Annotated in this window: 22 protein-coding genes and 1 pseudogene; 17 read left to right on the top strand and 6 right to left on the bottom strand. The window is 71.2% G+C overall.

Annotated features, from left to right (window positions below; all coding sequences use genetic code 11):
• Positions 1 to 11 precede the first annotated feature (11 nt).
• Positions 12 to 134, top strand: a complete 123-nt coding sequence (locus J4N02_RS17125) for a hypothetical protein (RefSeq protein WP_255437239.1) — start codon at positions 12 to 14, stop codon at positions 132 to 134.
• 1 nt (position 135) lies between these two features.
• On the opposite strand, the gene J4N02_RS15965 is transcribed toward J4N02_RS17125, so the two are convergent.
• Positions 136 to 714, bottom strand: coding sequence for an N-acetyltransferase (locus tag J4N02_RS15965; RefSeq protein WP_188334277.1), 579 nt, complete (start codon positions 712 to 714; stop codon positions 136 to 138).
• Between the two features lie 146 nt (positions 715 to 860).
• Between J4N02_RS15965 and J4N02_RS15960 the strand changes: the two genes are divergently transcribed.
• Positions 861 to 2,183, top strand: a complete 1,323-nt coding sequence (locus J4N02_RS15960) for a cyclic 2,3-diphosphoglycerate synthase (protein WP_188334278.1) — start codon at positions 861 to 863, stop codon at positions 2,181 to 2,183.
• Positions 2,184 to 2,186: 3 nt separating this feature from the next.
• On the opposite strand, the gene J4N02_RS15955 is transcribed toward J4N02_RS15960, so the two are convergent.
• From J4N02_RS15955 to J4N02_RS15940, 4 genes are all read right to left on the bottom strand, one after another.
• Positions 2,187 to 6,860 (bottom strand): ATP-dependent helicase, encoded by a 4,674-nt coding sequence (locus tag J4N02_RS15955; RefSeq protein WP_188334279.1) that lies wholly within the window; start codon positions 6,858 to 6,860, stop codon positions 2,187 to 2,189.
• A 114-nt stretch (positions 6,861 to 6,974) separates the two neighbouring features.
• Positions 6,975 to 7,799: an aldo/keto reductase gene (locus J4N02_RS15950; RefSeq protein WP_188334280.1), complete on the bottom strand. Its 825-nt coding sequence runs from the start codon at positions 7,797 to 7,799 to the stop codon at positions 6,975 to 6,977.
• The gene (locus J4N02_RS15945) at positions 7,796 to 8,074 is read right to left on the bottom strand and encodes a hypothetical protein (RefSeq protein WP_188334281.1); all 279 of its coding nucleotides are present in this window, start codon (positions 8,072 to 8,074) and stop codon (positions 7,796 to 7,798) included. The genes J4N02_RS15950 and J4N02_RS15945 overlap by 4 nt, the downstream gene beginning before the upstream one ends.
• Positions 8,071 to 8,859 carry a phosphotransferase family protein gene (locus tag J4N02_RS15940; RefSeq protein ID WP_182814695.1) on the bottom strand — a complete coding sequence of 263 codons (789 nt, stop codon included), beginning with the start codon at positions 8,857 to 8,859 and terminating at the stop codon, positions 8,071 to 8,073. The genes J4N02_RS15945 and J4N02_RS15940 overlap by 4 nt, the downstream gene beginning before the upstream one ends.
• A gap of 170 nt (positions 8,860 to 9,029) precedes the next feature.
• On the opposite strand from J4N02_RS15940, the gene J4N02_RS15935 reads away from it, so the two are divergent.
• The 13 genes from J4N02_RS15935 to J4N02_RS15875 all read left to right on the top strand — a co-directional run bounded on the left by J4N02_RS15935 (position 9,030) and on the right by J4N02_RS15875 (position 22,057).
• Positions 9,030 to 10,316, top strand: a complete 1,287-nt coding sequence (locus tag J4N02_RS15935; protein WP_188334282.1) for an NAD(P)/FAD-dependent oxidoreductase — start codon at positions 9,030 to 9,032, stop codon at positions 10,314 to 10,316.
• 16 nt (positions 10,317 to 10,332) lie between these two features.
• Positions 10,333 to 10,650 (top strand): TusE/DsrC/DsvC family sulfur relay protein, encoded by a 318-nt coding sequence (locus J4N02_RS15930; RefSeq protein WP_182814697.1) that lies wholly within the window; start codon positions 10,333 to 10,335, stop codon positions 10,648 to 10,650.
• Positions 10,651 to 10,659: 9 nt separating this feature from the next.
• Entirely contained in the window at positions 10,660 to 11,298 is a 639-nt protein-coding gene (locus J4N02_RS15925; RefSeq protein ID WP_243760824.1) for a DsrE/DsrF/DrsH-like family protein, read from the top strand.
• Positions 11,299 to 11,319: 21 nt separating this feature from the next.
• A complete protein-coding gene (locus J4N02_RS15920; RefSeq protein WP_188334283.1) occupies positions 11,320 to 11,937 on the top strand; it encodes a DUF4203 domain-containing protein in 618 nt (205 codons plus the stop codon).
• A gap of 25 nt (positions 11,938 to 11,962) precedes the next feature.
• Positions 11,963 to 14,122, top strand: coding sequence for an alpha/beta fold hydrolase (locus tag J4N02_RS15915; protein ID WP_188334284.1), 2,160 nt, complete (start codon positions 11,963 to 11,965; stop codon positions 14,120 to 14,122).
• A gap of 231 nt (positions 14,123 to 14,353) precedes the next feature.
• Positions 14,354 to 15,244 (top strand): hypothetical protein, encoded by an 891-nt coding sequence (locus J4N02_RS15910; protein ID WP_188334285.1) that lies wholly within the window; start codon positions 14,354 to 14,356, stop codon positions 15,242 to 15,244.
• Positions 15,245 to 15,246: 2 nt separating this feature from the next.
• Complete coding sequence (locus tag J4N02_RS15905) at positions 15,247 to 16,191, top strand: YhjD/YihY/BrkB family envelope integrity protein (RefSeq protein ID WP_188334286.1); 945 nt, start codon at positions 15,247 to 15,249, stop codon at positions 16,189 to 16,191.
• Positions 16,192 to 16,319: 128 nt separating this feature from the next.
• On the top strand, positions 16,320 to 16,880 hold the full coding sequence (locus tag J4N02_RS15900) for an HdeD family acid-resistance protein (RefSeq protein WP_182814702.1): 561 nt from the start codon (positions 16,320 to 16,322) through the stop codon (positions 16,878 to 16,880).
• Between the two features lie 19 nt (positions 16,881 to 16,899).
• The gene (locus J4N02_RS15895; RefSeq protein ID WP_182814703.1) at positions 16,900 to 17,079 is read left to right on the top strand and encodes a hypothetical protein; all 180 of its coding nucleotides are present in this window, start codon (positions 16,900 to 16,902) and stop codon (positions 17,077 to 17,079) included.
• Between the two features lie 10 nt (positions 17,080 to 17,089).
• Positions 17,090 to 18,529 carry a cardiolipin synthase gene (cls, locus tag J4N02_RS15890; RefSeq protein ID WP_188334287.1) on the top strand — a complete coding sequence of 480 codons (1,440 nt, stop codon included), beginning with the start codon at positions 17,090 to 17,092 and terminating at the stop codon, positions 18,527 to 18,529.
• A 358-nt stretch (positions 18,530 to 18,887) separates the two neighbouring features.
• Positions 18,888 to 19,097, top strand: a complete 210-nt coding sequence (locus J4N02_RS15885; RefSeq protein WP_208091025.1) for a hypothetical protein — start codon at positions 18,888 to 18,890, stop codon at positions 19,095 to 19,097.
• A gap of 33 nt (positions 19,098 to 19,130) precedes the next feature.
• Positions 19,131 to 20,495: a M20/M25/M40 family metallo-hydrolase gene (locus J4N02_RS15880; RefSeq protein ID WP_208091024.1), complete on the top strand. Its 1,365-nt coding sequence runs from the start codon at positions 19,131 to 19,133 to the stop codon at positions 20,493 to 20,495.
• On the top strand, positions 20,492 to 22,057 hold the full coding sequence (locus J4N02_RS15875; RefSeq protein ID WP_182814706.1) for a YfcC family protein: 1,566 nt from the start codon (positions 20,492 to 20,494) through the stop codon (positions 22,055 to 22,057). The genes J4N02_RS15880 and J4N02_RS15875 overlap by 4 nt, the downstream gene beginning before the upstream one ends.
• A 198-nt stretch (positions 22,058 to 22,255) precedes the next feature.
• Here J4N02_RS15875 and J4N02_RS15870 read toward each other — a convergent pair.
• Positions 22,256 to 23,371, bottom strand: a pseudogene (locus J4N02_RS15870) (IS110 family transposase); the annotation flags it as partial.
• Positions 23,372 to 23,671: 300 nt separating this feature from the next.
• Between J4N02_RS15870 and J4N02_RS15865 the strand changes: the two are divergent.
• Positions 23,672 to 24,115 carry a hypothetical protein gene (locus J4N02_RS15865; RefSeq protein WP_188333563.1) on the top strand — a complete coding sequence of 148 codons (444 nt, stop codon included), beginning with the start codon at positions 23,672 to 23,674 and terminating at the stop codon, positions 24,113 to 24,115.
• 50 nt (positions 24,116 to 24,165) lie between these two features.
• Entirely contained in the window at positions 24,166 to 26,895 is a 2,730-nt protein-coding gene (locus J4N02_RS15860; protein ID WP_188333562.1) for a LuxR C-terminal-related transcriptional regulator, read from the top strand.

Genomic DNA, 26,895 nt, shown 5'->3' with positions numbered 1-26,895 from the left:
ACGGCCGACCGATGTGGAATGTCGGTGCCCGCGGGCAGGCTGGAGCCATGATCTTCCTCGCTCACACCGCCGTCCTGCTCATCGCCCTCGTCTTCATCGCCATGACCTTCACGCCGATCTTCGCCGACGCCTGAGTCACCCCGCGCAGTAGGTGTAGCGGTGGTGCTCGGCGTACCCGAGCTTCCGGTACAGGGCCACCGCACCCTTGTTGGCCACCTCCACCTGCAGCGCGACCCGGCTCGCCCCCGCCGCCGCCAGGATCGCCCGCCCGTGCTCGGGCAGCGACCCGCCCCGCACCAGCGACACCCAGTCGTCGCCCGGGGCGTCGTCCCACTCCAGGTCCAGCCCGGACGCCGCGGGCCCCGGCCGGTCCGCCGGCCCGGCGCCCACGTCCCGGGTCATCACCCACGTCCACGGACCGGCGGCCCAACCGCGCGCCGCGCAGGCGGCCAGCAGGGCCTCGCCCGCGGCGTCCGAACCGCTGAGGGGGAGCGGGACGTGCACCCGCGGCGGCAAGCCCCGCGCCGCGTACCAGGCGGCGACCCGGTCGAGGGCCTCCTCCCGGGATGGTCCCGGGTCGCCCACCGCGAGCGCCGAGTTGGCCCGGCCGGTCCAGCCGTGGCCGGCGCGCAGCAGCCAGTCGCCGAGGTGATCCTGCTCGAGGCCGGGCCACGTACGCGCCAGCAGCCGTTCGAGGGTGTCGATGCCGTGCATGGGTGCATGCTGCCACCGCTGGGCGCCCGCTGTTGAACTGAAGCCAGAAGCGATCCGGCGCACCCGTCACGGACGAGGCGGGAGCTGGCTAGCGTGGAGGTGACCGGGGGCAGCGACGCCGCCCGGCCCGACCACGGGGGGACCTCATGAGTGATGTGCGCAGGACCGTGATCCTGGGCGCGGCGGGCCGCGACTTCCACAACTTCAACGTGCTGTACCGCGACGACGCGACCCGCGAGGTGGTGGCGTTCACGGCCACCCAGATCCCCGACATCGCCGGGCGCCGCTACCCGGCCGAGCTGGCCGGCGAGCGGTACCCGGGCGGCATCCCGATCGTGGACGAGGCCGACCTCGAGGACCTGATCGCCCGCGAGAACGTCGACGAGTGCGTGTTCTCCTACTCCGACATCGCGCACGCCGACGTCATGCACCTGGCCAGCCGCTGTATCGCCGCCGGCGCCGACTTCGTGCTGCCCGGCGGGGCGCCGTCCATGATCACCTCGACCAAGCCGGTCATCAGCGTCTGCGCGGTGCGCACCGGCGTGGGCAAGTCGCAGACCTCGCGCTACCTGGTGAGGATCCTGCAGGAGCTGGGCAAGAAGGTCGTCTCGGTGCGGCACCCGATGCCCTACGGAGACCTCGCCAAGCAGGCCGTGCAGCGCTTCGCGTCGTACGCCGACCTCGACGCGCACGAGTGCACCATCGAGGAGCGCGAGGAGTACGAGCCGCACATCGACGCCGGCTTCGTCATCTACGCGGGCGTCGACTACGAGGCGATCCTGCGCCGTGCCGAGGAGGAGGCCGACGTCATCATGTGGGACGGCGGCAACAACGACCTGCCGTTCTACCGCCCCGACCTGCACATCGTGCTCGCCGACCCGCTGCGCCCCGGCGACGAGGCCGGCTACCACCCCGGCGAGGCGAACGTGCGCATGGCCGACCTGGTCATCATCAACAAGTGCGACGTGGCGTCGGAGGACGCGATCGCCCAGGTCGAGGCGTCCGTGCGCGGGCTGAACCCCGACGCGACCGTGATCCGCTGCGACTCGCCCGTCACCGTCGAGGACCCCGAGCTGGTCCGCGGCAAGCGCGCCCTCGTGATCGAGGACGGACCCACGCTCACCCACGGGTCGATGTCGTTCGGCGCGGGCGTGGTCGGGGCGAAGGCGGCCGGGGTCGCCGAGATCGTGGACCCGAGCCCGTACGCCGTGGCGTCGCTGGCGGCGACCTACGCGAAGTACCCCAACGCCCGCGGGATCCTGCCCGCGATGGGCTACGGCGACGCGCAGATCCGCGACCTGGAGGCGACCATCGACGCGGCCGACGCCGACGTGGTCGTCTCGGGCACGCCCATCGATCTCACCCGCGTGCTGTCGGTGAACAAGCCCATGACCCGGGCGCGCTACGAGCTGCGCGAGCAGCAGCCGGGCGTGTTGGCCGAGGCGGTTCGCAAGGCGATCGGCGGGTAGCGCTCAGCGGCGCAGCCGGACGCCCTTGGGCGTCTGGTGGAACCCCGCCGCCAGCAGCGCGTGCACGAACGGGTGGTCGGCGCCGAGTGAGGCGGCGCCGTCGACCTTCTCGACCGTGAGCGCGGCGACCCGGCCGCCGTGGATGAGGCCGGCGAGTGCCTCGGCGGTCCGGCGCAGCTGGTCGGGGTTGGTCGACCACGTGAGGGCCGTGCGCCCGCCGCGCTCGAGCCAGGCGACGAGCTGCCCGTCGTCGAGGACCACCAGCGCCCCCGCCTTCCGGCTCGGCCGGTAGTCGCCCGAGCCGGGCCAGGGCAGGGCCGCGCCGAACGGGTTCGCCGGGTCGGACGCCGCGAGCACCAGCGCGCCCCCTGCCGCGCCCCGACCGACGCCGCGGAGCCGGTCGATCGCGCCGGTGGTGGCGAACTGGGCCGCACCCAGGCCCTCGACGAAGTAGCCGCGCCGGAGGCGTCCGGCGTCCTCGGCGGCGGAGTACACCTTGTAGACCCCCGCGAAGCCGCCCTCGATGCCCTCCGATTGCACCGCTCCGCGCGTGACCACCCCGTACCGGTCGAGCAGCAGTTCCGCCGTGAGCACCACCCGCTCGCCGGCGGCCCGCCCGTCGCCGACGGCCTGTGTTCCGGCCGCCCAAAGCCCGGGTTCCACCAGCGACCAGCGCCCGCCCACCGAGGGCGGGGCCGCGGCGCGGGGCAGCCGCAGCCGGGGGCGTCCGTACCGGGTGCGGGGAGCGGCGGTGCGGGCGCGGTGGGTGCTCGACCCGCCGCCGAGCCGCGCGCGCACCGGGGCGAGCGTGTCGTTGGTGACCAAGCCCTTCCAGACCAGCGACCACAGGGCATCGGACGCCGCCATCCCGCCCGGGTCGCCCACCGCGTCGGCCAGCGGGCCGAAGAAGGACGCCCCGCCGGCGGCGAGCGCGTCGACCAGGCCGCGCTCGAGGTCGCCCTCGGGCTCGGCGAGGACCGTGCCCAGCGGCCCGAGGTCGGTCGGCCACAGGGTGACCCAGCCGTCGGCGGCCGCCAGACCGCCCTGCCCGCGCCAGCCGACCTCGCCGGCGGCGCACAGCTCGTCGAGCATCGCCGGCGCGTAGTCGCGCACGCGCGCGGGCAGGATCAGGGTCTCGACCGCGGACGCGGGCAAGGCGACCCCGGCCAACTGCTCGACCACCCGCAGCACGCCGTCGACGCCGCGGTAGCCCCCACCGACGCCCTGCCAGGCAGGGAGGAAGCGGGCGTAGTCCTCGGCGGGGACCGGCTCGACCTCGGCGCGCAGCGCCGCCACCGAGCGGCGCCGGATCAGGCGCAGCACCCCCGGGTCGACGAACTCCCGGTCGCTGGCACTGCGGGCACCCTGCCCGAAGTTGATCATGGTGGGGGTGAACTCGCCCTCCAGGAGGCGTCCGTCGGCCACCAGCCGCCGCAGGCCCTGGACCGCGTGGGCCAGCGCCCAGCCGAACCGGACCGCGATCTCGTCGGCCGTGAACGGCAGGTGCGTGCGCGCGTAGCGCACCAGCAGGTCGCCGATCGGGTCGGGAACCGGGTCGGTGAAGGCCGCCGGCAGCCCCGGGGGCAGGGCCACGCCGAGGGCGTCGCGGAGGCGTCCGGCGTCCTCGGCAGCCGCCCAGCGACCCTCGTCGCCGGGCAGCCCGGCGGGCACCACCCGGCGCGCGGACTCCAGGTCGGCGAGCCAGCCCGGCACGGCGTCGGGGTCGGCCGATCGGACCGCCAGCTCGGCCGTCGACAGCGGGCCGAGCACGCGCAGCAGGTCGGTGAGCTCGTCGGGGTCGCGCGCGCGGCGTCCGTCGGCGAGGTGCTGCAGCTCGGCGTACGTGCGGGACAGCGCGTCGGGGTCGAGCAGGTCGCGCAGGCTCAGGCCGTCGGACGTGCCGAGCAGCTCGGCGAGCAGGTCGGGGTCGAGCGACAGCGCGGCGGCGCGGCGCTCGGCCAGCGGGGAGTCGCCCTCGTAGAGGAACTGGGCCACGTAGCCGAACAGCAGCGACTGCGCGAACGGGCTTGGGCGTCCGGTGGTGACCTCGACGACCTGCACCCGCCGGTCGCGGATGCGCCCCATCAGGTCGACCAGGGCGGGCAGGTCGAAGACGTCCTGCAGGCACTCGCGCACGGCCTCCAGGACGATGGGGAACGCCGGGTAGTTCGACGCCACCTCCAGCAGCGCCGCCGACCGCTGCCGCTGCTGCCACAGCGCCTGCCGGTGGCCGGGGCGCCGGTTGGGCAGCAGCAGCGCGCGACCCGCGCACTCGCGGAACCGGGAGGCGAACAGCGCCGAGCCGCCCACCAGTTCGGTGACGAGCGCGGTCACCTCCTCGGGGTCGAGGACGATGTGCTCCACGAGGTCGGGCGGCGCGGACGGGGCGCCCCACGCGTCGGCGTCGCCGGGGTCGGCGGTCGGGTCGGCGTAGCCCATGTCGGGCAGCCGCAGCACGATGCCGTCGTCGGCGTGCATCGCCTGCACGTCGACCCCATAGCGCTCGCGCAGCCGGGCGGCGATGGCCAGCGACCACGGCGCGTGCACCCGCGCACCCCACGGCGAGTGGATCACGATGCGCCAGTCGCCCAGCTCGTCGGTGAACCGCTCGACCACGATCGTGCGGTCGGTGGGTACCTGACCGGTCTGCTCGCGCTGCTCGGCCACGTACGTGAGCAGGTTGGACGCCGCGAGTTCGTCGAGCCCCGAGGCCACCAGCCGTTCGGCCGCACCCACGGCGTCCGAGGTGGACAGCTCGCGCACGAACGAACCGAGCGCCTCGCCCAGCTCGGCCGGACGCCCGATGGTGTCGCCCTTCCAGAACGGCAGGCGGCCTGGCTGCCCCGGCGCGGGGGAGACGAGGACCTGATCGTGGGTGATGTCCTCGATGCGCCAGGTGCTGGTGCCCAGCGTGATGACGTCGCCGACGCGCGACTCGTAGACCATCTCCTCGTCGAGCTCGCCGACGCGGCGGCCGGGACCGTCGCCGGCGATGAACACGCCGAACAGCCCCCGGTCGGGGATGGTGCCGCCGTTGGTGACCGCGATGCGTTGTGCGCCGCGACGGCCGGTGAGGGTGTCCGCGACGCGGTCCCAGACGAGGCGGGGGCGCAGCTCGGCGAACTCCTCGGCCGGGTAGCGGCCGGCCAGCATGTCGAGCACCGCGTCGAGGACGCCGCGGGTCAGGGTCGCGAACGGGGCGGCCCTCCGCACGAGCTCGAGGAGGTCGGGGACGGACCACTCGTCGAGGGCCACCATCGCCACGACCTGCTGGGCGAGCACGTCGAGCGGGTTCGCCGGCACGTGCAGCTGCTCGATCGCCCCGGCGCGCATGCGGTCGACGATCACGCTCGTGGCGACGAGGTCGCCGCGGTACTTCGGGAAGAACACCCCCCGGCTGACTGCCCCGACCTGGTGGCCGGCGCGACCCACGCGTTGCAGGCCTGAGGCCACCGACGGGGGCGCCTCCACCTGGACGACGAGGTCGACCGCGCCCATGTCGATGCCCAGCTCGAGGCTGGAGGTGGCGACCACGGCGGGCAGGTGGCCTGCCTTGAGCGCCTCCTCGGTCTGCTTGCGCTGGTCGTGGGACACCGAGCCGTGGTGGGCCCGGGCAATCACCGGCACCGCTCCCGCGGACGCCCCGGCCTGCCCCATCACCTGCGCGGGCGCCTGCGCCGAGGGCTTGGGTTTCGCCTGCCCAAGGCTTGGGTTCTGGGTGCCCAGGGCTTGGGTCTCGGCGCGTTCGGCGGCGATCTCGTTCAGCCGGCCGGTGAGCCGCTCGGCCAGCCGGCGCGAGTTGGCGAAGACCAGCGTCGACCGGTGGGCTTCGACCAGGTCGACGATGCGTTCCTCCACGTGCGGCCAGATCGACGGCACCTGGCGCGGCCCGTCCTCGTGCTCGGGGGGCGGGGCGGCCAGCGAGGCCATGTCCTCGACCGGGACGACGACCCGCAGGTCCCACTGCTTCTCCGACGGCGGCTGCACCACCGACACCGGACGTCCCCCGGCCAGGAACCGCGCCACCTCCTCGATCGGGCGTACGGTCGCCGACAGCCCGATGCGCTGCGCGGGGGTGGGCAGGAGGGCGTCGAGGCGTTCGAGGGTGAGCGCGAGGTGGGCGCCGCGCTTGGTGCCGGCGACTGCGTGCACCTCGTCGATGATCACGGTCTCGACGCCGCGCAGCGCCTCGCGCGCCTGCGAGGTGAGCAGCAGGTACAGCGACTCGGGCGTGGTGATGAGGATGTCGTCGGGGTTGCGGGCGAACCGGCGGCGCTGGTCGGCCGGAGTGTCGCCCGAGCGGACGCCCACGGTCACCTCGGGCCGCGGCAGCCCCAGCCGATCGGCCGCGTGCCCGATGCCGACCAAGGGCGAGCGGAGGTTGCGCTCGACGTCGACCGCCAGCGCCTTCAAGGGCGAGATGTAGACGACGCGCGTGCCGGGCGGTCGCTCGGCCTCACCTGTCCGCCCCCGGGACAGCCGGTCGATCGCCCACAGGAACGCGGCCAGGGTCTTGCCCGAGCCGGTCGGGGCGACGACCAGCGTGTGCTCACCCGCGCTGATCGCCGACCACGCCCCGGCCTGGGCGGCCGTGGGCGCGGTGAAGCTGCTGGAGAACCACGCCCGCGTGGCGGGCGAGAAGCGCTCCAGGACGTCGGCGCCGGGCTCGGTCGTCATGGTGGGGCCACTGTGCCACGCGGAACTGACGGTTTCTCTCCACAGGATCGGCGTCGTGGCCCCCGGCTGAGCGGTGCGATGGGGGGCGCCTTGCGATCCCGTGGAGGAAAACCGTCAGAAGCCGGCGGTGTCCGGGTTCGAGCCGACGCGGTTGCCGGCGTCGAGGCCGTCGATGCGGGCCATCGTGTCGGCGTCGAGTTCGAAGTCGAACACGGCGAAGTTCTCCTCGATGCGGGCCGGGGTCACCGACTTGGGCAGCACGATCAGGCCGTGCTGGAGGTGCCAGCGGATGATCACCTGCGCCACGGACCTGCCGAACGACGCGGCGATGTCCGCGAGCTCGCCGTTGCCGAGGTCGGCGCCGGAGCCGAGCGGGCTCCACGACTCGACCTTGATGCCCTTCTCCTCGCACAGCGTGCGCAGCGGGACCTGCGTGAACGTCGGGTGCACCTCGACCTGGTTGACCACGGGCACCTCGCCCGAGATCGCGTCGAGGTGGTGGGCGTGGAAGTTGCTCACGCCGATGCTGGTGGCCAGGCCCTCGGCCTTGAACTCCTGCAGGGCGTCCCAAGCCTCGAGGTAGGCGTCGCCGTACTTGACGGTCGACGGCCAGTGGATGAGGTAGAGGTCCACGTGGTCGAGGCCGAGCTTCTCGAGGCTGGTCTCGATGGCGCGGCGGGCGTCGGCCTTCTGGTGGGCGTCGTTCCACAGCTTGGTGGTGACGTAGAGGTCCTCGCGGGCGACGCTGCCCTGCGCGATGGCACGGCCCACGCCCGCCTCGTTGCCGTAGATGGCGGCGGTGTCGATGTGCCGGTAGCCGGTCTCGAGCGCGTGCAGGACGGCGGGCGTGACGTCGGCGTCGGGCACCTGCCACGTGCCGAAGGCGAGCTGCGGGATCGTCGTGCCGTCGTGGAGCGTGATCTCGGGGACCAGGGTCATCGTGCTTCCTCTTCTCTCGTGAAGGAGTTCATCATGCCGCGCAGCAGACCGTGCGCGTCGGGGTCGGACGCCGTGGGCCCGGCCAGCCAGCCGGGCGCGAACGGGGGCTGGGCGCGGCCGGACACGTGGCCCGCAGCCTCCTGCGGGTGGTGCTCGGCGTACCCGGGCTCGCGCGGGGGGATCGGCCCGGGGGCGGAAGGAGGGGTCCAGCCCGGGAGCGGGTGCTGGCAGTGGGGGCACGCGGGCGCGGGCACCGGGGGGTCGGGGTCGGTCACCAGCGGCGTCCGTTCGCCTTGACGCACGCGGCGAGCAGGGCCTCGGCGGCGGGGCTGAGCTCGGGCTGCGGGTAGCCGGGACAGCGGCGCAGCTCGGCGACCGTGGCCATGAGCAGCGCGCACCGGGCGGGGTGGTCGAGGCCGGGCCAGGGCTGGCCCTCCGTGGGCGTGCGCCCACCGGCCGCCGCATAGCCGCCGACGAAGGCGAACCAGCTGGCGTCATCGAGCAGGCCTGTGCCCCAGAGTGCGGCCGGGCCGGCGAGGTCCCAGGCCGGGTCGCCGAGCCCGAGCGTGTGGGCTCCGGTGAGCAGCCAGGTCTCGGTGCCGGGGAGGCGGCCGAGCCGGCCGAGGTCGAAGGTGCCGTGCACGACGGCCACCCGGGTGGGTACGGGCCAGGACTGCAGCAGGTGCAGCCCCAGTTCGCGCAGGATGTCGGTGGAACCGCCCGGGTGGAGCGCGTCGGCCTCGGCGACGGCGGCCTCGAACTGAAGGCGTCCGCCGTGCTCGGGAAGGTCGTCGGGGACCGCCACCGCGTGCAGGCGGGCCAGGAGCGCGCCGGCCTCGTGCCAGGGCGCGGGCTGGTCCTCGGGCAGGGGGTCGGTGACGGGGGAGAGCGTGATGAGGCGGCCGTCGGGCGCCGGCACGGGGGTGGCGCTCAGCGGGGGAGCGTAGAGGTGCCGGATCGGGTCGGTGGACGCCGCGGCGAGCCGTGCGGCGAGGTCGGCGGCGACGGTGCCGGCGGGGTGCTTGCTGACGAGGACGTCGTCGACCACCTGCTGGCGCATGACCTCCACCCTAGGGCGTCGGCCGCTGTCAGGCGCCTGTTCGGGAGGAGCGCTGTCCACAGGATTGTGCACAGCTGGGGAAAACTACATGCGTGTGATTTACCACTTGTAGTGGAAGTACCCCTGGGGGTATATTCGAATCACCGAAAACTCGCACCCGAGGAGCCTCGATGAGGAGAATCGTCATCCTGGGTGGCGGTACCGCCGGCACGATGGTCGCCAACAAGCTGCGAGCCACCGAACCGCCCTCCGCCCTGCAGATCACCGTCGTCGACCGCGACGACGAGCACCACTACCAGCCGGGGTACCTGTTCATCCCGTTCGGCACCTACACCCGCGACCAGGTGGTGAAGCCGCGGCGCCGGTTCCTGCGCCCGGGAATCGACCTCGTCCTGGCCGAGATCGAGAAGGTGGACGCCGACGCCAAGGCCGTCCACCTCGCCGGCGAGCGCACGCTGGAGTACGACACGCTGATCATCGCGACCGGCGTCCAGCCGCGCCCCGACCAGACGCCGGGGGCCGACGGCCCGGGCGTCCACCACTTCTACGACCTCGAGGCGTCGCTGCGCCTGAAGGAGGCGCTGCGGGAGTTCCCGGGCGGGCGCCTGGTGGTCCACATCACCGAGATGCCGATCAAGTGCCCGGTCGCGCCGCTGGAGTTCACGTTCCTGGCCGACGCGTGGTTCCGCGAGCGCGGCACCCGGCGCAAGGTCGAGATCGTCTACGTCACCCCGCTGGACGGCGCGTTCACCAAGCCCGTGGCGTCCCGCGAACTGGGCGGCATGTTCGGCAAGCGCGACATCCACATGGAGACCGACTTCGCCGTCGAGAGCGTCGACACCGAGAACCAGGAGCTGGTCTCCTACGACGAGCGGCGCATCCCGTACGACCTGCTGGTGTCGATCCCGCTGAACATGGGCCCCGACTACATCGCGCGCTCGGGCCTCGGCGACGAGATGAACCTCGTGCCGTGCAACCAGCAGACCATGCAGAGCCTCGCGCACCCCGACGTCTTCGTCCTGGGCGACGGCGGCACGCTGCAGACGTCGAAGGCGGGCTCGGTGGCCCACTTCGCGGTCGACATCTTCATGGAGAACTGGCCGCACTACCTCGCCGGCGAGCCCCTGACGCACTCGTTCGACGGGCACGCGAACTGCTTCATCGAGACGGGCCACGGCAAGGGACTGCTGCTCGACTTCAACTACAAGACCCAGCCGTACACGGGGTCGTTCCCGTTGCCGGGCGTGGGGCCGATGGCCCTGCTGAAGGAGAACCGCGCCAACCACCTCGCGAAGCTCGCCTTCCGGGGCATCTACTGGGAGTTCCTGCTCAAGGGTCGCCCGCTGCCGTTCACCACCGACATGTACCTCATGGGCAAGAACGTCGAGGACGAGGCGTCCGGCACCTCCACCCCCGACCTCATCAAGGGCCTGGTCGGCCTGCGCCGTTCGCACTGAGACAAGGAGTACAACCATGCCCACCTGCCGCATCGGAGGGCGTCCGATCGACGTCAACGACGAGGGCTTCCTCACGGTCTACGACCAGTGGGACGAGGAGCTCGCCCCCGTCCTGGCCGGCTACGCCGGCATTGACGAGCTGACCGACGAGCACTGGAAGGTGCTCCGCTTCCTGCGCGAGGACTACCCCGCCCGCAAGGAGACCGCCACCCTGCGCCGCGTCACGGCCGTCGGTGGCTTCGACATGAAGGAGCTGTTCCGGCTGTTCCCCGGGAAGCCCGCCAAGAAGATGAGCTACATCGCCGGGCTGCCCAAGCCCAAGGGCTGTGTCTAGGAGACCACCGTGACCGAGATCCTCGAAACCCCGATCATCCCCGACTTCGGGGACAACAGGCCCGCCCAGGGCGCCACCCGCACCAAGGGGCGCGACGGCGACAGGACCGAGTGCCCGGTCGACGAGCCCCAGGAGCAGGCCGCGCCCGCGGCGTCCGGCTACAGCGGACCGCGCAAGATCTGCTTCATCGCCTCCAAGGGCAACCTCGACATGGCCTACCCGGCCCTGATCATGGCCAACGCCGCCCTCGGCGAGGGCATCGAAACCCACATCTTCTTCACGTTCTGGGGCTTCGACCTCGTCACGGAACGGACGATGGACGACCTGAAGTTCACCATGGTGGGCAACACGGCGATGCACCTGCCCCAGGCGCCCGGGATGTCGATGCCGCAGGTCATGGGCCTGCTCCCCGGCATGACGGGCATGGCCACGAAGATGATGAAGAAGCAGATGGACGACCTCGACATCCCGGGTGTCCGCGAGTTCCTCGACATCATCGTCGCCTCGGGGGGGCACCTGTGGGGCTGCAAGCTGACGTTCGACATGAACGGACTGGCCCGCACCGACCTCTATGATGGTGTCGAGGACGTCATCAGCGCGGCCGATTTCATCGAGCTGAGCGAGGGCGCCCAGGTCATCTTCGTGTGAGTCCTCGGATCGGAGCGTCGGATGTCGCAGACCGTGCTGGGCATCCTGGCCATCGTGGCCGGGGCCGTGTTCTGCTTCCGCGGCTACCTGGCGCTCCGTTCCGTGATCGGCGTCTGGGGAGCGTTCGTCGGCTTCGGCCTGGGCGCCGCCCTCGTCGCTTTGCTCACCGGGGAACCGCCCCTGGCCGGGCTGCTCGGCTGGGTGGGGGCCATCGTGGGCGCCCTGCTGCTGGGCGGGTTGGCGTACACCTTCTACGCGGTGGCGGTCATCCTCACCATGGGGTCGGTCGGGTACGCGCTGGGCAGCGGCGCCGCGGCCCTGTTCACGGCCACGCCGTGGGTGGTCGTCGTGGCCGGCCTCGTCGGGGCGGCGATCCTGGTGGTCATCGCCCTGGCCGCCAACATGCCGGCGCTCCTGTTGATCCTGGTGGCGGCGGTCGGCGGGGCCTCGGCGATCGTGGCCGGCATCGCCCTGCTGATGGGCGTGCTGCCGTTGTCGGGCGCCGAACCGGACACCCTGGCCCAGGCCCTCTCCGAGCACTGGTGGCTGAACGTGGCCTACCTCGTCCTGCTGGTCGTCGGCATCGTGACCCAACTCCGGCACCGGTCCACCGCCGACCTGCGCGCCAGCTACCGGTGAGCGCAGCACGGAGGGTCACCCGGCGATGACGACGATCGACGACCTGCGCCTGTACGTGCGCCACGACGAGGGCGAGGGCCCCGTCATCGTGCTGCTGCACGGCATCAACAGCAACGCGGCTTGCTGGCGGACCGTGATCGACACCATCGGCCCTGAGTACCGGGTCATCGCGCCCGACCTGCTGGGGTTCGGTGAGTCGCCCAAGCCCGACATCGAGTACACGGCCGACCAGCACACGGCCGTGCTGGACGCCACGCTGCGCGACCTCGGCGTCACCGAGCGGTTCGTCCTGGTCGGCTACTCGATGGGCGGCAACGTCGCGATCCGGTACGCCGCCACGCACCCCGACCGACTGCGCCGGCTGTTCCTGTTGGCGGCACCCTTCTACCCGCCGCCGGAGGTGTACTCGCGGGCGTCGTTCGGCTGGCACTACGTCCAGGCGAGCTTCTACCAGTGGCTGTGGCGCTTCATCGGCCGGCAGAAGGAGCGGGACACGCTCCTGTTCGGGGCGGCGTCCGGGCCGCTGCAGGCACAGATGGGCGGGTTCCTCAAGACCGACGACGTCTCGGCGCACTGGGATCGCATGCGGCGCAACCTCGACAACACCATCGCCCGGGCCACGTTCGTCGACGACCTGCCGCGGCTGACCATGCCGACGGTGTTCGCGCTGGGCGTCCGCGACCCGATCGTCCGCCCCGACCAGACCCTGGCGCTCAAGCGCATCAAGCCCGCCCTCGAGATCCGCCGCATCGTCGGGCTCACGGCTGACCACATGCTCCTCGACAAGGCGCCCGACACGGTGGCCCGCGAGATCCTCGCCGACGAGGTGCGCCGCCTGCACGTGCGCTTCCACGAGGGTTCGGGCGACCCGGTCGTGCTGCTGCCCGGCCTCGAGGACGGACGCCCCTGGCTGCCCGTCGCCAAGCGTCTCGCCGGGCGGCGCGAGGTCGTCGTGCTGGACGCCCTGGGCTTCGGTGATTCCCCCCGGCCGCTCTCGGGGCACTACACCCTCGAGGACCACGCCGCGGCCGTGCTGGCCACCGTCACCGAGCTGTTCGGCGACACCCCCGTCACGCTCGTCGGCCAGGGGTTCGGCGGCAGCGTAGCGCTGGCGTGCGCGGCGTCCGGCCCGGCCCACGTGCGCGAGGTCGTCGCGTTCTCGCCGGCGCTGGTGGATCCGCGGACGGCGGGGGCCGACCAGCGCGCCGACCCGGCCGTCGCCCGGTTGCTCGCGGCTCGGGAGACCTACGCCGACCTGGCCCGCGACGAGCGCGCCCAGCGCCGGTCGAGCGAGCGGCTCGAGGCCGAGGTCGTGCCGGCGTTGCGCGGCATGGACGCCATGCTCACGACGGACGCCGAGGCCCTCCTCGCCCGCCAGACCGGCCCCGTCACGCTGGTCCTGCCGGCGGCGGACGCCATCACCCCCCGGGATTGGCTCCTCGAGCGTGCCCACGCGGAGCCGGGGGCGACCATCGTCGAGGTCGACGGCGCCGAGCGCTTCCCCTACCGGGCCCCGGACGCTGCCGCGGCGATCGTCCTGGGCGAGCCCGTCCCCGCGGCCCCGACCGAACGGGACGTCGCGCCGATCGCCCCCTCGGACGGGACGATCGGCCTGGCCCGCCGCCTGCTCGGCGGCGCGAACGCGCAGCTGGTGCGCCACGGCGTCCTGGCCCTGGTCGGCGGGCTCTTGCTCCTGCTGCTGCCGGTGACCCTCCCGGTGCGGGTGGTCGTGTGGGGCTTCGCGGTGTGGCTGCTCATCGAGGCCATCCAGACGATCGTGGGGGCCGTCGGCCTGCGGCGCGGGGGCGCCGGGTGGCTGGCCTGGCTGCTGATCGGCGCGGTGAGCCTGCTTTTCGCCGGCCTGCTGGTCGTGCAGGACGCCCTCGCCGTCGGCGTGCTGACCTGGGCGTTGGCGGGCTGGGCGCTGGTACGCGGGGCGTCCGCGCTGTTCGCCGCGTGGAAGGCGCCGCGCGTGCCGGGGCATCGCGCCTGGCTCGTCGCCGAGGGGATCCTCGCCCTCGCCGTCGGCGTCCTGCTGCCGACCGTGCCGGGGTTCGGCGCTCGGCTACTGCGCTGGGTGCTGGGGGCTTACCTGACGGCGTCCGGAGTGGCGACGCTGGCGATCGCCTGGTCGGTGCACCGCGCCACGGTGCGCCGGGTGCGAACCTACCTGGACGACACCTGACCGCCGCGCCCCGGGTGGGCGGTACCCCGCGACACCCGGATGGCGTCGCGCCTGCTCTCCACGCCGAGCTCGGCACGCCCTCGCGCAACGGTTCGGCGAGCCGGGGAGCCACCCTCCGCGGGTGATGCCCCCGGGGCCCGATGGTGGAAAAGTCATGCGGCACGGCTGGTACGGCCGCGCCACCGGCGCAGCCGGTTCGTGTCGTCGTTGGTGTCGTCGGAGGAACGCCTCATGCCCCAGAACATCCCCCTCGCTGTCGCGCTGATGGTGGTCTCTTCCCTGCTCATCGCGATCGCGGCCACCGTGCAGCACCACGAGGTGGGCCAACAGGGCGGGTCCGGTGCGAAGACGGAACTCAGCGGCGACCAGTTCCGGTCGCTCATCCGCTCGCCGCGCTGGTGGTTGGGCCTGGCCGCGAATGGCGCCGGCGCCGTCGTCGCCATCGGGGCCCTCATGCTGGCCCCGGTCACGATCACCCAGCCGCTGGCGGTGTTGTCCGTGCCGTGGACGGTGCTGCTGACGAGCCGGCTGAGCCGGCGATCCGTCTCGCCGGTCACCTGGCGTGCCGTGGCGATCACCATCGCCGGGACCAGCGGTTTCGCGTTGCTGGCCATCTGGCAGGGGCCCGACCGCGAGGAGTTCGTCGAGACCGGGCTCATCACCGGCACCATCATCGGGTACGCGCTGGCGGCAGGCATCGCCCTGCTGGGGCGCTTCGGCCCCACCCGCCTGCGCAGCCTCGCCTGGGCGTCCGCCGGCGCTGCGATCTTCGGGTTCGAGGCCGGCGTCGTCAAGGCACTCGGTGAGTACGTCGCGCGGGGCGAGTGGCGTGGCTCGGTCATCTTCTGGGTGCTCGCCGTCCTGGTCCTCGTCGGGGCCCTCATCGGCACCGCGTTCGTTCAGCAGGGCTACGCCACCGGCGCAGCGGAGTCGGTCGTCGGAGCCGTGAACGTCGTCGGGCCACTCGCCTCGGTCGTCTTCGGCGTCGCGGTCCTCGGCGAGGGCGTCAATTACACCGCCCTCGGCGTGGCCCTCATGCTGGTCAGCGCGACCGTGTCCATGAGCGGCGTCGCCCTGCTCTCCCGCCACACGAACGCGGTGCCGGTCTCCGCGGCGTCCTGAACGTGAAGGTGGTCGAGGCCGTTCTGGCGTGGCCGTTCGTCGCCCACGGCGTCCGGGCGGCGCAGCGGTTCCTCGGCCGGTTCGGTATCCAGTTCGCGGCGGCGATCACGTACTTCTCGGTGTTGTCGATGGTGCCGATCCTGATGGTCGCGTTCGCGGCGCTGGGACTGACAGCGACCATCCTGAGGCCCAACCTCGCCGACCTCGTCCGCGCCTGGCTCGTCGCGAACCTCGACGTGGACGCCGGCGGCGTGCTCGGCGACCAGGTGGCCACCATCATCGACCAGGCCTTCCACAGCTGGCAGGCCGTCGGCATCGTCGGCCTCGTCGGTGCCGCCTGGGCGGGCGCCAAGTGGGTGATGCACCTGCAGGTCGGCGTCCGCGTGCAACTCCGGCCGGCCTTTGAGGTTCAGCCGGACGAGGCGGACCTCGACGTCGGCCAGGGGGCGGTGGGGTTCCTGCGGCAGATGGCGCGCGAACTCGGCATGCTGTTCGGGCTGTTCCTGCTCGTCCTGCTCACCATGCTGGCCAGCAGCATGGTGACGTCGCTGCGTTCCTTGGTCGGGCGGCTCCTAGCCGTGGTCGGCGTGCCGGTCCCCGAGCTCGGGTCGGCCCTGGCGTCGTTGGTCGTCACGGCGGGCGGTGGGTTCGCCCTGTTCTGGTTCCTGTTCACCGTGATGCCCGAGCAGCGGGTTCCGGTGCCCGTGCGCGCGCAGGGCGCGGCCATCGGGTCGATCGGCCTGGCGGCGCTCGAGTACGCCGCCACCTTCCTGCTGGGATCTTTCGCCGACAGCGCGGCCGTGGCCGTCTTCGGCAGCGTCATCGTGCTGATGCTGTTCCTCAACCTGTTCGCCAGCCTCGTGCTGGTCGTCGCCGCGTGGATCGCCACCCATCCCGGACACGTCGCCGCCCACGCCCCGGTGCCCACGGACGCGACCCCGGCATGACCAGAGAACAACTGGCACCCCGCGCGACACGCAGAATCTCACTCGCCGGACAGATCACCCCGTGCGGGTGGTTCCCCAGCGACGACCGGCAACCAGACTGAGACCATCGCGTCGCAGAAAGGACTCCCATGTCGACGACCACCAGCACCACCACCCCGGTCGCCAAGCGCACCGCGTGGGACGTCATCCTCGGCCTGCTGCTCGTCGCGGCCGGCATCGTCCTCCTCGGGAACGCCGTCTGGGCCACGGCCTTCCAGGTGCTTGTCATCGGCTGGACCAACCTGATCTCGGGCGTCGTGCTGCTCATCGGCTCCCTGTTCCGGATCCGCTCGGGCGGGTTCTTCTCGGCCGTCCTCGGCGGGGCCTTCCTGACCGTGATGGGCCTGTTCATCCTGCGCAACCCGGTGGTCGGTGCCCTGGCGCTGACCTTGGCGGCCGGCATGGCGTTCTTCGCCGCCGGCCTGACGCGCATGGTGTGGGCGTTCCGGGAGAGCGAGGGCAAGGTGGTGCTCTTCATCAGCGGGCTGGTCTCGCTGGGCCTGGGGTTCTACGTACTGTTCAACCTCGGAACCGCCACCCTCATGCTGCTCGGAACGCTGTTGGCCGTCCAGACGCTGCTCGAGGGACTCACGCTCATCGCCGTCGGCAGGGTCCGCCCGGGCAAGCCCGGCGCGGACCCCACTGCCTGACCCCCGAAGGATCCCCGCCGTGCAAAGGATCAGCGCCGCCGACGTGGTCGACGTCTTCGTGTATGTGCTGGCCTTCGGGGACAGCGTCCGCCTGGGTAGCTTCTTCGCCGTGACCGGGCTCATACTGGTCCTGCTGCTGGCCCGATCGGCCGTTCGACGCCTGCTCATGCCCGAGGCGTCCACGGACGTGCTGGTCTGAAGCGGAAACGATGGACCTGACACTCTGGTTGCTGATCGACGCCGTGCTGCTGGCTTATTGGCTGGCCGTGGTCGTGTTCATCGTCAGCGAGGACCGCAACCCCACCGCGGCGCTGGCCTGGCTGCTCGTCCTGATCGCGCTGCCCGTGCTCGGCCTGGTGCTGTACTTCTTCTTCGGGCGCAACTGGCCCGAGATCACGCAGCGGTCGCCCGCGACCCGGCGCGTCCGGGAGGCGGTGGGGCGGTTCATGCCCACCGTGTACCGACCCCACCGGTCGCGGGCCCGCGCCCTCGCGTCGGACGAGGACCGGCCCTGGGTGCGGCGGAACATCCATCTCGTCGAGCACAAGCTGGCGACCCCTCCGCTGCCGGTGCGCACGTGCGACTTCCACGGCAACGGCGAGGAATACTTCGACGTCCTCCTCGCCGACCTGGCCGGGGCGCAGCGCTTCATTCACATGAGCTACTTCATCTGGAAGCAGGACGCGCTCACCGCACGCATCACCGAGGTGTTGCTCGACCGGCTCGCGGCCGGCGTCGAGGTGCGCATCCTCAACGACTTCTTGGGCTGCCTGAGACACCCCAAGGACGAGATGAAGCGCCTGGCCGAGGCCGGGGCCATCGTGAAGGCGGACGTGACGGGCCTCGCCCGGCTGAACTACCGCAACCACCGCAAGATCACGGTCGTGGACGCCGAGATCGGCCACACCGGCGGCTTCAACGTCGCGCAGGAGTACATCGACGGCGGCAAGCGGTTCCCGGGGTGGCGCGACACCGGCATGCGGATCACCGGCCCCGGCGTGGCGGACCTGGAGAAGCTCTTCGACATCCGGTGGCTGGAGGCGCACGGGGAGGACCTGTTCGACGCGCGCTACTACCCCGACCCGTCGCTGCCCAGCGGGGACATCATGGTGCACACCGTCCACCACGGCTACGACGACCCCTGGCACACGCTGACCCGCTCCTACCAGCTCGCCATCTCGGGCGCGCGGGACCGCGTCCTGCTCCAGTCCCCTTACTTCGTCCCCGACCAGAGCACGCTGGACGCCCTCGTCAACGCCGCGGCGGGGGGCGTCCGGGTCGACCTGATGACGACGTCCTGGATCGACAAGAAGATCCCGTGGTGGGCCGCGGAGTCCTTCTTCGAACCGTTCCTGGCCGCCGGCGGCCGCATCTGGCAATGGGAGAAGGGGTTCTTCCACGCAAAGTCGCTGACCATCGACGGCACGGCGTGCGCGGTCGGCACGCTCAACCTCGACATCCGCAGCCTGCGCATCAACAAGGAGCTGATGGTCTGGGTCTACGACCCCGAGGTCGCGGCCCGACACGAGCAGTTGTTCCTCGACGACCTGCGCGACTGCCGGGAACTCACCCTCGACGAGGTCCGGTCGTGGGGTCGCGGACGCCGCCTGCGCAATTCGGCGTCCCGGCTCTTCTCGAACCTGCTGTGAAGGGGGGGGTGTCCCTATGTTTCTCGTCAAGCTGCGAGGGGTTGTGGCGTCGGGTTGGGGGCCCGGTAGGGCTCGCGGTTTCTGAGCATGGCGAACAGGACATCGACTCGGCGCCGGGAGAGGCTTCTAGTTTCATTGACGGTAGATCGGGTCTTGGCCGAGGCTCGGTTCAGGTGTCCGGGGTGGTCGCTCTCGTTTGCGGCTGTCCACGATGAAGGCGCGTGTGACTCTCATTTGGACTGCGCTGCCCCGGTCACCGACGACGGGCGGGAGAGGCTAAAGAAGGGAATGCTCTGCTCGTAGAAGCGGTGCCCTCCCATGCCCGAAACCTCATTGGACAAGGGGAAGGGGGCACATCATGAGTCAGGACATGCCACGGGTCGTGATCGGGATGGATCCGCACAAGCGGACGGCCACCATCGAGGTGATGACCGCCGACGAGATCATCGTTGGTGGAGGCCAGTTCACCACCGACACCGACGGCTACACCGCGATGCGGGACTACGGCCGGCAATGGCCCGAGAGGGTGTGCCAGGTTCGACCATTCCTCACCCCCTTCGGGGGATGATCAGCGCGCACGCAGCGTGGGACCCTGAGCGGCATGACAATGCAGTCCAACCTCACCGAAGCGGTCGCCGCGCTCATGCCGGGGTTGAAGGATGATCTTGCCCGGCTGGTCGCCATCCCGTCCGTTTCCGAGTGGGGTTACCCCCCACACACCCGGCCCGCGATCCTGGCAGCACACGACGCCGTGGTGGACCTGCTCCGCGACGCCGGTGTCAGGGACATCCGGGATCTCGAGCTCCCCGGAACCGCGCCCATCATCACCGGAACCATCCCCGGCCCGGAAGGGTCTCCCACCGTCCTGCTCTACAGCCACTACGACATCGTCGGGGCCGGTGACGAGGCGGAGTGGACCTCGCCGCCGTTCGAGGCTACCGAGCGTGACGGCGCCATCTTCGGAAGGGGGGCGGCCGACACCAAGGCCAACGTCCTGGTTCATGTCGGCGCACTGCGTGCCTGGGGTGGCAGACCGCCGGTGACCATCAAGGTGCTGATCGAGGGCCAGGAGGAGGTTGGCAGTCCGCTCGAGGAGGGATTCCCGTCGCGGCATCCCGAGCACTTCCGCGCCGATGCCATCCTCATCGCCGACGGTGGCAGTATCCGGGCAGGGCAGCCGTCGCTGACCGTGTCCCTGCGCGGCGACGCCCGCATCACCGTCGAGGTTCGCACCTTGGCCGGTGGCAAGCACTCCGGGCAATACGGTGGCGCCGCCCCGGACGCCCTGATCGTGTTGCTGCGAGCCCTGACGACGCTCTGGGACGACCACGGCAACGTCGCCGTGGCTGGCCTGCGCCGCGAAGAGTGGCCTGGCGAGACGTACACCGACGAGGAGTTCCGGGCGCTGGCCGAGATCGAGCCCGGCCTGTCGATCGTGGGGACCGGCGGTCTCGGCTCGAAGATCTGGAGCGGACCCGCCATCACCGTCCTGGGGATCGACGCTCCCGCAGTAGACGGCGCACCGGCGTCGGTCCAGGCGCAGGCGCGGGCGCTCCTCAACGTGCGCGTCCACCCGGAGCAACCCGCTGCGGAGGCGCAGGCCGCCGTGGTCGCTCACCTGGCGGCTCAGCGACCCTTCGGGGTCCCCCTCACCATCACCGCCGGGGCGACGGGTGACGGCTTTCGCACGTCGCCGACCGGGGCGGCCGGGGACGCCATGGTGGCAGCCATGGACGCCGCGTGGTCGGGCACGACCGTACAGACCGCCACGGGAGGGGCGATCCCGCTGGTCAAGGCCATCGCCGACGCCATCCCCGAAGCAGCGATCTTCGTCTTCGGTGCTACCGACAGCTTCGCCAATATCCACGGGCCCGACGAGCGTGTGCTCATCGACGAGTGGCGCAGGGCCACCCTCGCCGAGGCCCTGTTCTTCCACGAGATTGCAGAGAGGTGGGCAGTGCGATGACCCCCGATGAGATGACCATCGACCAAAAGGCAGCGGATCCCTCAGTCGAGCCGGCTGAGGAGAAGAAGAGTGCCTTCCCTTCAGCATTGAGCATTCTGGTCGGGGTGATCGTGGCGGTCTGGCTCGCCGCCTTCTTCATCCCTTCGGGCGAGTATGAGTTCGACGTCGACGGGCGTCCCGTGCCGGGCTCCTACCATGAGGTGCCGTCCCCGCTCGACACAGCCGAACGGATCCAGGACCTGCTGCTGTCGCCGATCAACGGTCTGTACGGCATCCAGAATGCGGCCGGACACGTGGGGCCGTTCAACAGCGGCGTGCTGTTCGGCTCGGCGCAGGTTTTCCTGTTCATCCTCGCCATCGGCGGTTTCATGACGGTGGTGTTCGCCACCGGAGCCATGGACCGCGGAATCTCGCTGCTCGCCTTCCGGCTGCGTGCCCGCGGGGACGTGCTCATCATCGTGCTGAGCATCCTGTTCGCTCTGCTGGGCTCGGTGATGACCTGGTCCGACGAACAACTCGGGTTCTACGCATTGGTGGTCCCACTGATGCTCGCGTTGCGCTATGACCGGTTGGTGGCGGTCGCGGTCCTGGGGGTGGCACCCTCGATGGGGGTGATCGGCTCCACGGTCACCCCCTTCCGCATCGGCATCGGTTCCGACGCCGCCGGGATCTCCATCGGCGACGGCATCGTCTTGCGCTTGGTGACGCTCGTGGTTGTCACCACCGTGATGATTGTCTACACGCTGCGCTACGCCCGGCGGGTGAAGGCCGATCCGGAGGCGTCCCTCGTCGGCATTTCTGCGATCGACGCCGAGGTGGCGCGCAGCGCCGACTCCGCCGTCATCGAACCCCTCACGACGCGGCAGAAGATCGTCCTGGCCTTGACAGCCTTCGCCTTCCTGCTGCTCGCCTTCTCGATCGTGCCCTGGGGTTCGATCCTGAACAACACCGCCGTCGACCCGGTCACGCACGAGACCCTGGTCAACCCGTTCCCGTGGGAGCTGGGCTGGTGGCTGCCGGAGCTGACCGCGATGTTCATGGTGATGGCGCTCATCGCCGGCCTCGTGGGTGGGCTGGGCGAGGCGGGGATCAGCAAGCACTTCATGAAGGGGATTGTGGACTTCACCGGTCCCGCGTTCCTGGTGGCGTTCGCGCGCGCGGTGGCGGTGATCCTGACCAACACCCAGACCCTCGACACAGTGCTCAACGCCATGGAGGGTTTCGTGGCGGGCCGCAGCGAGATCGTCTTCACCCTGTTGCTTGCGGTGATCTCCCTACCGCTGGGATTCCTCGTCGGGGCCGGTTCAGCCGGCATGGCGTTGGTGATGCCGATCCTCGCACCACTGGCGGACTTCGCTGGCGTGGACCGTTCCCTCGTGGTGACGATCTACAGTTCTTTCGGCGGCTGGCTGTCGATGATGATGCCCACCAATGCAATCCTGATGGCCTCCCTGGTCCTGGCGAAAGTGCGCTTCGACACCTACCTCAAGTGGCTGCTGCCCTTGGCCGGGATCATCCTGGGGATTCTGATTGTCTTCAGCGTGATCGGTGCGTTGCTCTGATCTGAGCCAGCGGCGCGGCATTCAGGCTGGACGTTGCCGCGTCCCCCAAGAGGAGCCTTTCGTGGGGCTTGCTTGCTGCTGTTGTCCGGGCGGGCCGAAAGTGAGAACCGGCGACGCCCACGCCGGCGATTCTGCGAGCACCGTCGGCGGGACAAACCGCGAGTAGCACTTCCGGGCCAGGTCGCGCGGATCGCGGCAGATGAGTGCGGCGTTGTGTTTCTTGCCTTGGGCTCGTTTCCGGTCGTAGTAGGCCCTGCTGACGGGATCGGATCTGAGCGCGGCGGACGATGACAGGAACAGGGCCCGTTTGAGGTGCTTGTTTCCCGATCTGGCTGGGAACTCGCCCCGGATGCTGGTTCCGGAGCGGTGCGTGACGGGTGCGAGGCCGGCGTAGGCGGCCAGGTGTCCGGCGGTCGGGAACAAGGAGGCGTCGCCAACGTCGAGCAGGATCCGTGCTGCGGTCCTGACCCCGACGCCTGGCATCGAGGTCAGGACCTCGGCAAGAGGGTGAGCATCAACGACCTTCTCGACCTGCGCAGCCAACTCGGAGCGCTGGTCCAACGTCTGGCGCAGGGAAGCGGCGAGCTTCGGCAGAACCTGTTCGGCCGCGGCAGTCCCGGCAACAACAACGGTCTGCTCGGACAGGGCCTGGGTGATGGCGTCGGCGAAGTTCTGGGCGTGACGCGGGTTGGCTTTGGTGATGACCCGCAGCAGCTTGGACTTCGATGCTGCGGTCATGCCTTGGGGTCCGCCGAGCTGCTCGATCACAGCGAGGCCTTGCCTGGTGGCCAATCGGGGTCCGACAACGCGTTCCAGCGCGGGATGGATCTGCGTGAGCAGTCCCCGGATCCGGTTCGACAACCGAGTCGCTTCCGCAGCCAGGTCCTCATCGAACCCGACCAGAACCTTCAACTCCGCCAAGGTCTCTTCGCCCAGGTCGACCCGGCGAAGGGTGTGCGGCATCGTTCGAGCGGCGTCGGCGATGACGAACGCGTCGCGCGCGTCGGTCTTCGCGTTGCCCGGATAGAGATCGGCGGCCCTTCGCATCGCGAGGCCTGGCAGGTAGGCGACCTGGATGCCCATCGACCGGGCGACGGCGATGGGCAGCGCGCCGATCGTGTTGGGCTGGTCGACGATCACCAACACCCGACCGTGCTCGGACAGCCTCGTGAACAAGTCTTCGAGCTTGGACTGGTCCTGCGGCAAGGGCTTGTCGAACACCTTCTTGCCGGCGGCGTCGAGGGCGCAGGCATGGTGGGCTTGCTTGCCCACGTCGAGCCCGCACCAGATGTCGAAGCCGAGGTCGTTGTGCATGACGGCCACCATCCTTCCATCGAAACGACGGTCGTCGGAGTGGTGATGCGTCAGCTGCCGGCACCCACGTTACGAAGAGACCTGTGTTGAGGCCGTGTCCCTATCAGCGGTCATCTGGCGCCACCAGGCCCGGTGACAACACCCCCGGATCATGCGTGAGACAGGGGCAGTAAGTCATGCCGGGCCCGGCGACCGTAACCCCGCCCTACGGGGTCACCAGAAAGGTAACGGGGAGGTCGCTCTCCGAATGACCCGACAAGGGGGATGCGGCCGGACAGGACCTCCGTGACGATGGGGACCGTGACCGCCCTCCATGTCCGGATCGGTGTCCGAGGCGAACTGCCCTCTGCCGTGCGCGAGGAACTCGATGGTTTCGTCGAGAGCCCGGCCGCCGGCGCCCGGTTGCTGTGGGGGACCGTGCCCGACATGGCCTCGCTCCTCGGCTTCCTCGAACGACTCCACATGGCGGGGGTGGCCGTCGAGGACGTCGAACGCCTGCTGCCACGCCAGCCGAACGGCGCCCCCTCCGCGACCGCGCGCATCCAGGTCGAGGGCTACGTGGCCGACTACCTCGCCCCCGAGTTCGGCGCCGCGTCGCTTGATGAGGCGGTGTGCACGACGCTCGAGGTGGCAGTGGCGGACCAGGACGCCCTCTTCGCCGTGCTCGCGCGGCTGGAGGAGATGGCCCTCGAGGTGAGGGAGGTCCACTTGCGACCGGATGCGTGGTGCCCCACCAAGGACTGAACGATAACCTGTCCATGACAGCGTTCGCACGATCGAGGGATGTCCCACCCATGCAGCGTTTCGAGGCTCCGGTCGGCCTGAGCATCGCCAGGCTCTCGGCGCCACAGCCGTCCCCGTTCCACGTGGCTCGCCCACGCCTCATCCACCTGCTCGATGACGCTGCGACGCTCCCGCTCACCCTGGTCACCGGGGGCCCGGGTACGGGCAAGACGAACGCCGTCACCGCCTGGATCCGTGGGGGTCAGGTTCCGGGCCCGGTGGCCTGGGTCACCCTCGACAAGACGCTGGACACCCCGTCCCGACTCTGGTCGGCGATCATCGCTGCCCTCGCATCGTCCCTGGGCGAGCTCACGTTGGGTGAACTGCAGCCGCCGGGGACGATCGAGCCGGCGTTCATCGATGTGCTGCGCGACCGCGTCGGCGGTCACGAGGTCGTCCTCGTACTGGACGACGTCCACGAGCTGGGGGCGGACGCGCTGGCCGGCCTCGACCACTTCCTGCGGATCCCTCCCGCAGGCATGCACACCGTGCTCATCTCCCGGCACGTGCCCGTCCTCGCGCTCCATCGTCACCGGTTGGCCGGACGCCTGGGCGAGGTGCGCGCCGCGGACCTGGAGTTCCGCCGGGAGGAGATCGGCGACCTCGTCGAGGCACACGGCCTGATGGCCGACGACGTGCTCGTGGACGAGTTGCTGAGGGTGAGTGGGGGCTGGGTGGCCGGCCTGCGTCTGGCGTTGCTCACCATGTCGGGCGCGCCGGACCCCCGGAAGGCGCTGGCCGGCTTCCGGGGCGAGCAGCCAATGGTCGCGGGCTACCTGACCGAAGAACTGGAGCACAGCCTCGGGGCCGAGCTGTTCGATGTGCTGACCCGCACCTGCGTCGCTGATCGCATCTGTGGGCCCCTCGCGGTCGCGCTGACCGGCGATTCCTCACTGGTCGACACGCTGCGGGAGCGGCTCGGGGAGGCGCCGCTCGTGGCGGAGCTCTCCGACACGGGCTGGTTCCGGTACCACCCCCTGCTGCTGCAGATGCTCCGGGCGCGGCTGCGGCGGATCGATCCGGCCCTGATGCGTGAGTTGCACGCCCGCGCTAGCGACTGGTTCGAGGGACAGGGGGAGTGGCTGACCGCGTTGGATCATGCCATCGCCAGCGGCGACTGGTCCTTGGCCATCCGGGTGGCCCTGCGTTCGGGCACGGTCGAACTCCTCCACGCGAGCACGGACCTCCTCGGGCTGACGCTGGACCGGATCCCCGACCTGGGGCCCGCCCAGCACGGCCCGGTCCTCCTGATCCGTGCAGCGGCTGCACTGGGCCGCCACGAGTACGCGGCGGCGACGTCGCTGGTCGAACGCGCCGCCCCGCTGCTCGGCGGCCTCGACGAACCGGACCGCTCGGTCGCCCTGCTGAACACGCGCATGATGGAGTCCTTGCTCGCCCGCGCCGCCGGGGACGCCGCGGCGATGACGCGGGCTGCGCTCGACGCCGTGGACCTGCTCGCGGGTCTCGACGCCGAGGATGCGCCGGGGTGGGCGTGCCACCGGGGGGCGCCGCTCAGCATGGTCGGCCTGGGGCACCTGTGGTTCGGCCGGCCGTTGGCGGCGGTGGCCGCGCTGCGGGAGGCAGACAGGGCCGACACGAGGAGTCCGCTCAGCGGCTACGACGACGTGTGGCGGACGGGGAACATGGCCGTGGCGTTGTCCATCAGCGGAGACATCACCGACGCGCAGACGCTGGCGCAGGCTGCCCGGGCGCTCGCGACCGAACTCGGGGGCCCGACCGCGTCCGAGACGCAGACCGCCTGGCTGGCGTCGGCCATCCTGGCCCTGCAGAGGGGCGACACCGCCGACCTGATGCGGTACCTCAAGGCGGGCCAGGAGGCGGCGGCCCGCGGACACGACCCGTTCACGACGGCTGTCCTGATGCTGCTCCGGTGCCGCGCGGCCCAGCACGTCGGCGACCCGGCCGGTGCCGCGCGCGAACTCGCGCGGGCCGCCGACCACCTGGCCGCGTACCCCGGACTGGTCTACGCGGTGCGGCTGTGGGCGTCGGTCGCGGCCCTCGCTGAGCTGCAGGTCAACCGGTCGGTCGAGGGTGCGCAACGAATCCTCGCCGAGCACGACCGCCGGGAAGCAGTCTGGGCAGAAGCGGCCCGCGCCGCCGGGGCCACCGGTGCAGCCGCGCCGTCCGAGGCCACGGCGCTGGAGGTGGACCCGCTGCGGATCGTCCGTGCCCACGTGCTGCTGGCCTCCGGCCAGCCGGAGCGGGTCCGGGAGGTCCTCGCCGACGTCGTGCGGCGTCCGGCCACCATCAGCGTGCTGGCCTGGATCGCGATCGCGTTCGCCGAGGACCAGATGCGCCACGACGCGCTCGCCACCGAGGCGATCGGCGAGGCCATCGAGCTGGCGCACGGTGCGGGGCTCACAACCCCGTTCAGGAATCCCAGCCCGCGCCTGCAGGCGATCCTCGTGCGCCACCGCGAGGTCGACGGGAGGCACGCGGACTTCGTCGACGCCCTGCTCGAGGCGCGCGACGCCCAGGGCACACCGGCCGCCCCGGCGCGGCCCGTCGAGGCGCTGACCGAGCGGGAGCTGGCGGTCCTGGCCTACCTGCCCACCATGCGATCCAACGCCGAGATCGCCGACGCGCTCGACATCTCGGTCAACACGGTCAAGCAGCACCTCAAGTCGGTGCACCGCAAGCTCGGGGTGGGCTCCCGCCGCGAGGCGGTGCGGATGGCTCGCCAGTTGGGCCTGCTGCCCGAGCCGGCGGCCGCCGAGTAG

Origin of the sequence: Propioniciclava sp. MC1595 (genome assembly GCF_017569205.1) — a bacterium.
Classification (GTDB): domain Bacteria; phylum Actinomycetota; class Actinomycetes; order Propionibacteriales; family Propionibacteriaceae; genus Propioniciclava.
The sequence above is the reverse complement of the archived record's forward strand: the minus strand, read 5'-3'. Positions and strand labels throughout refer to the sequence as shown.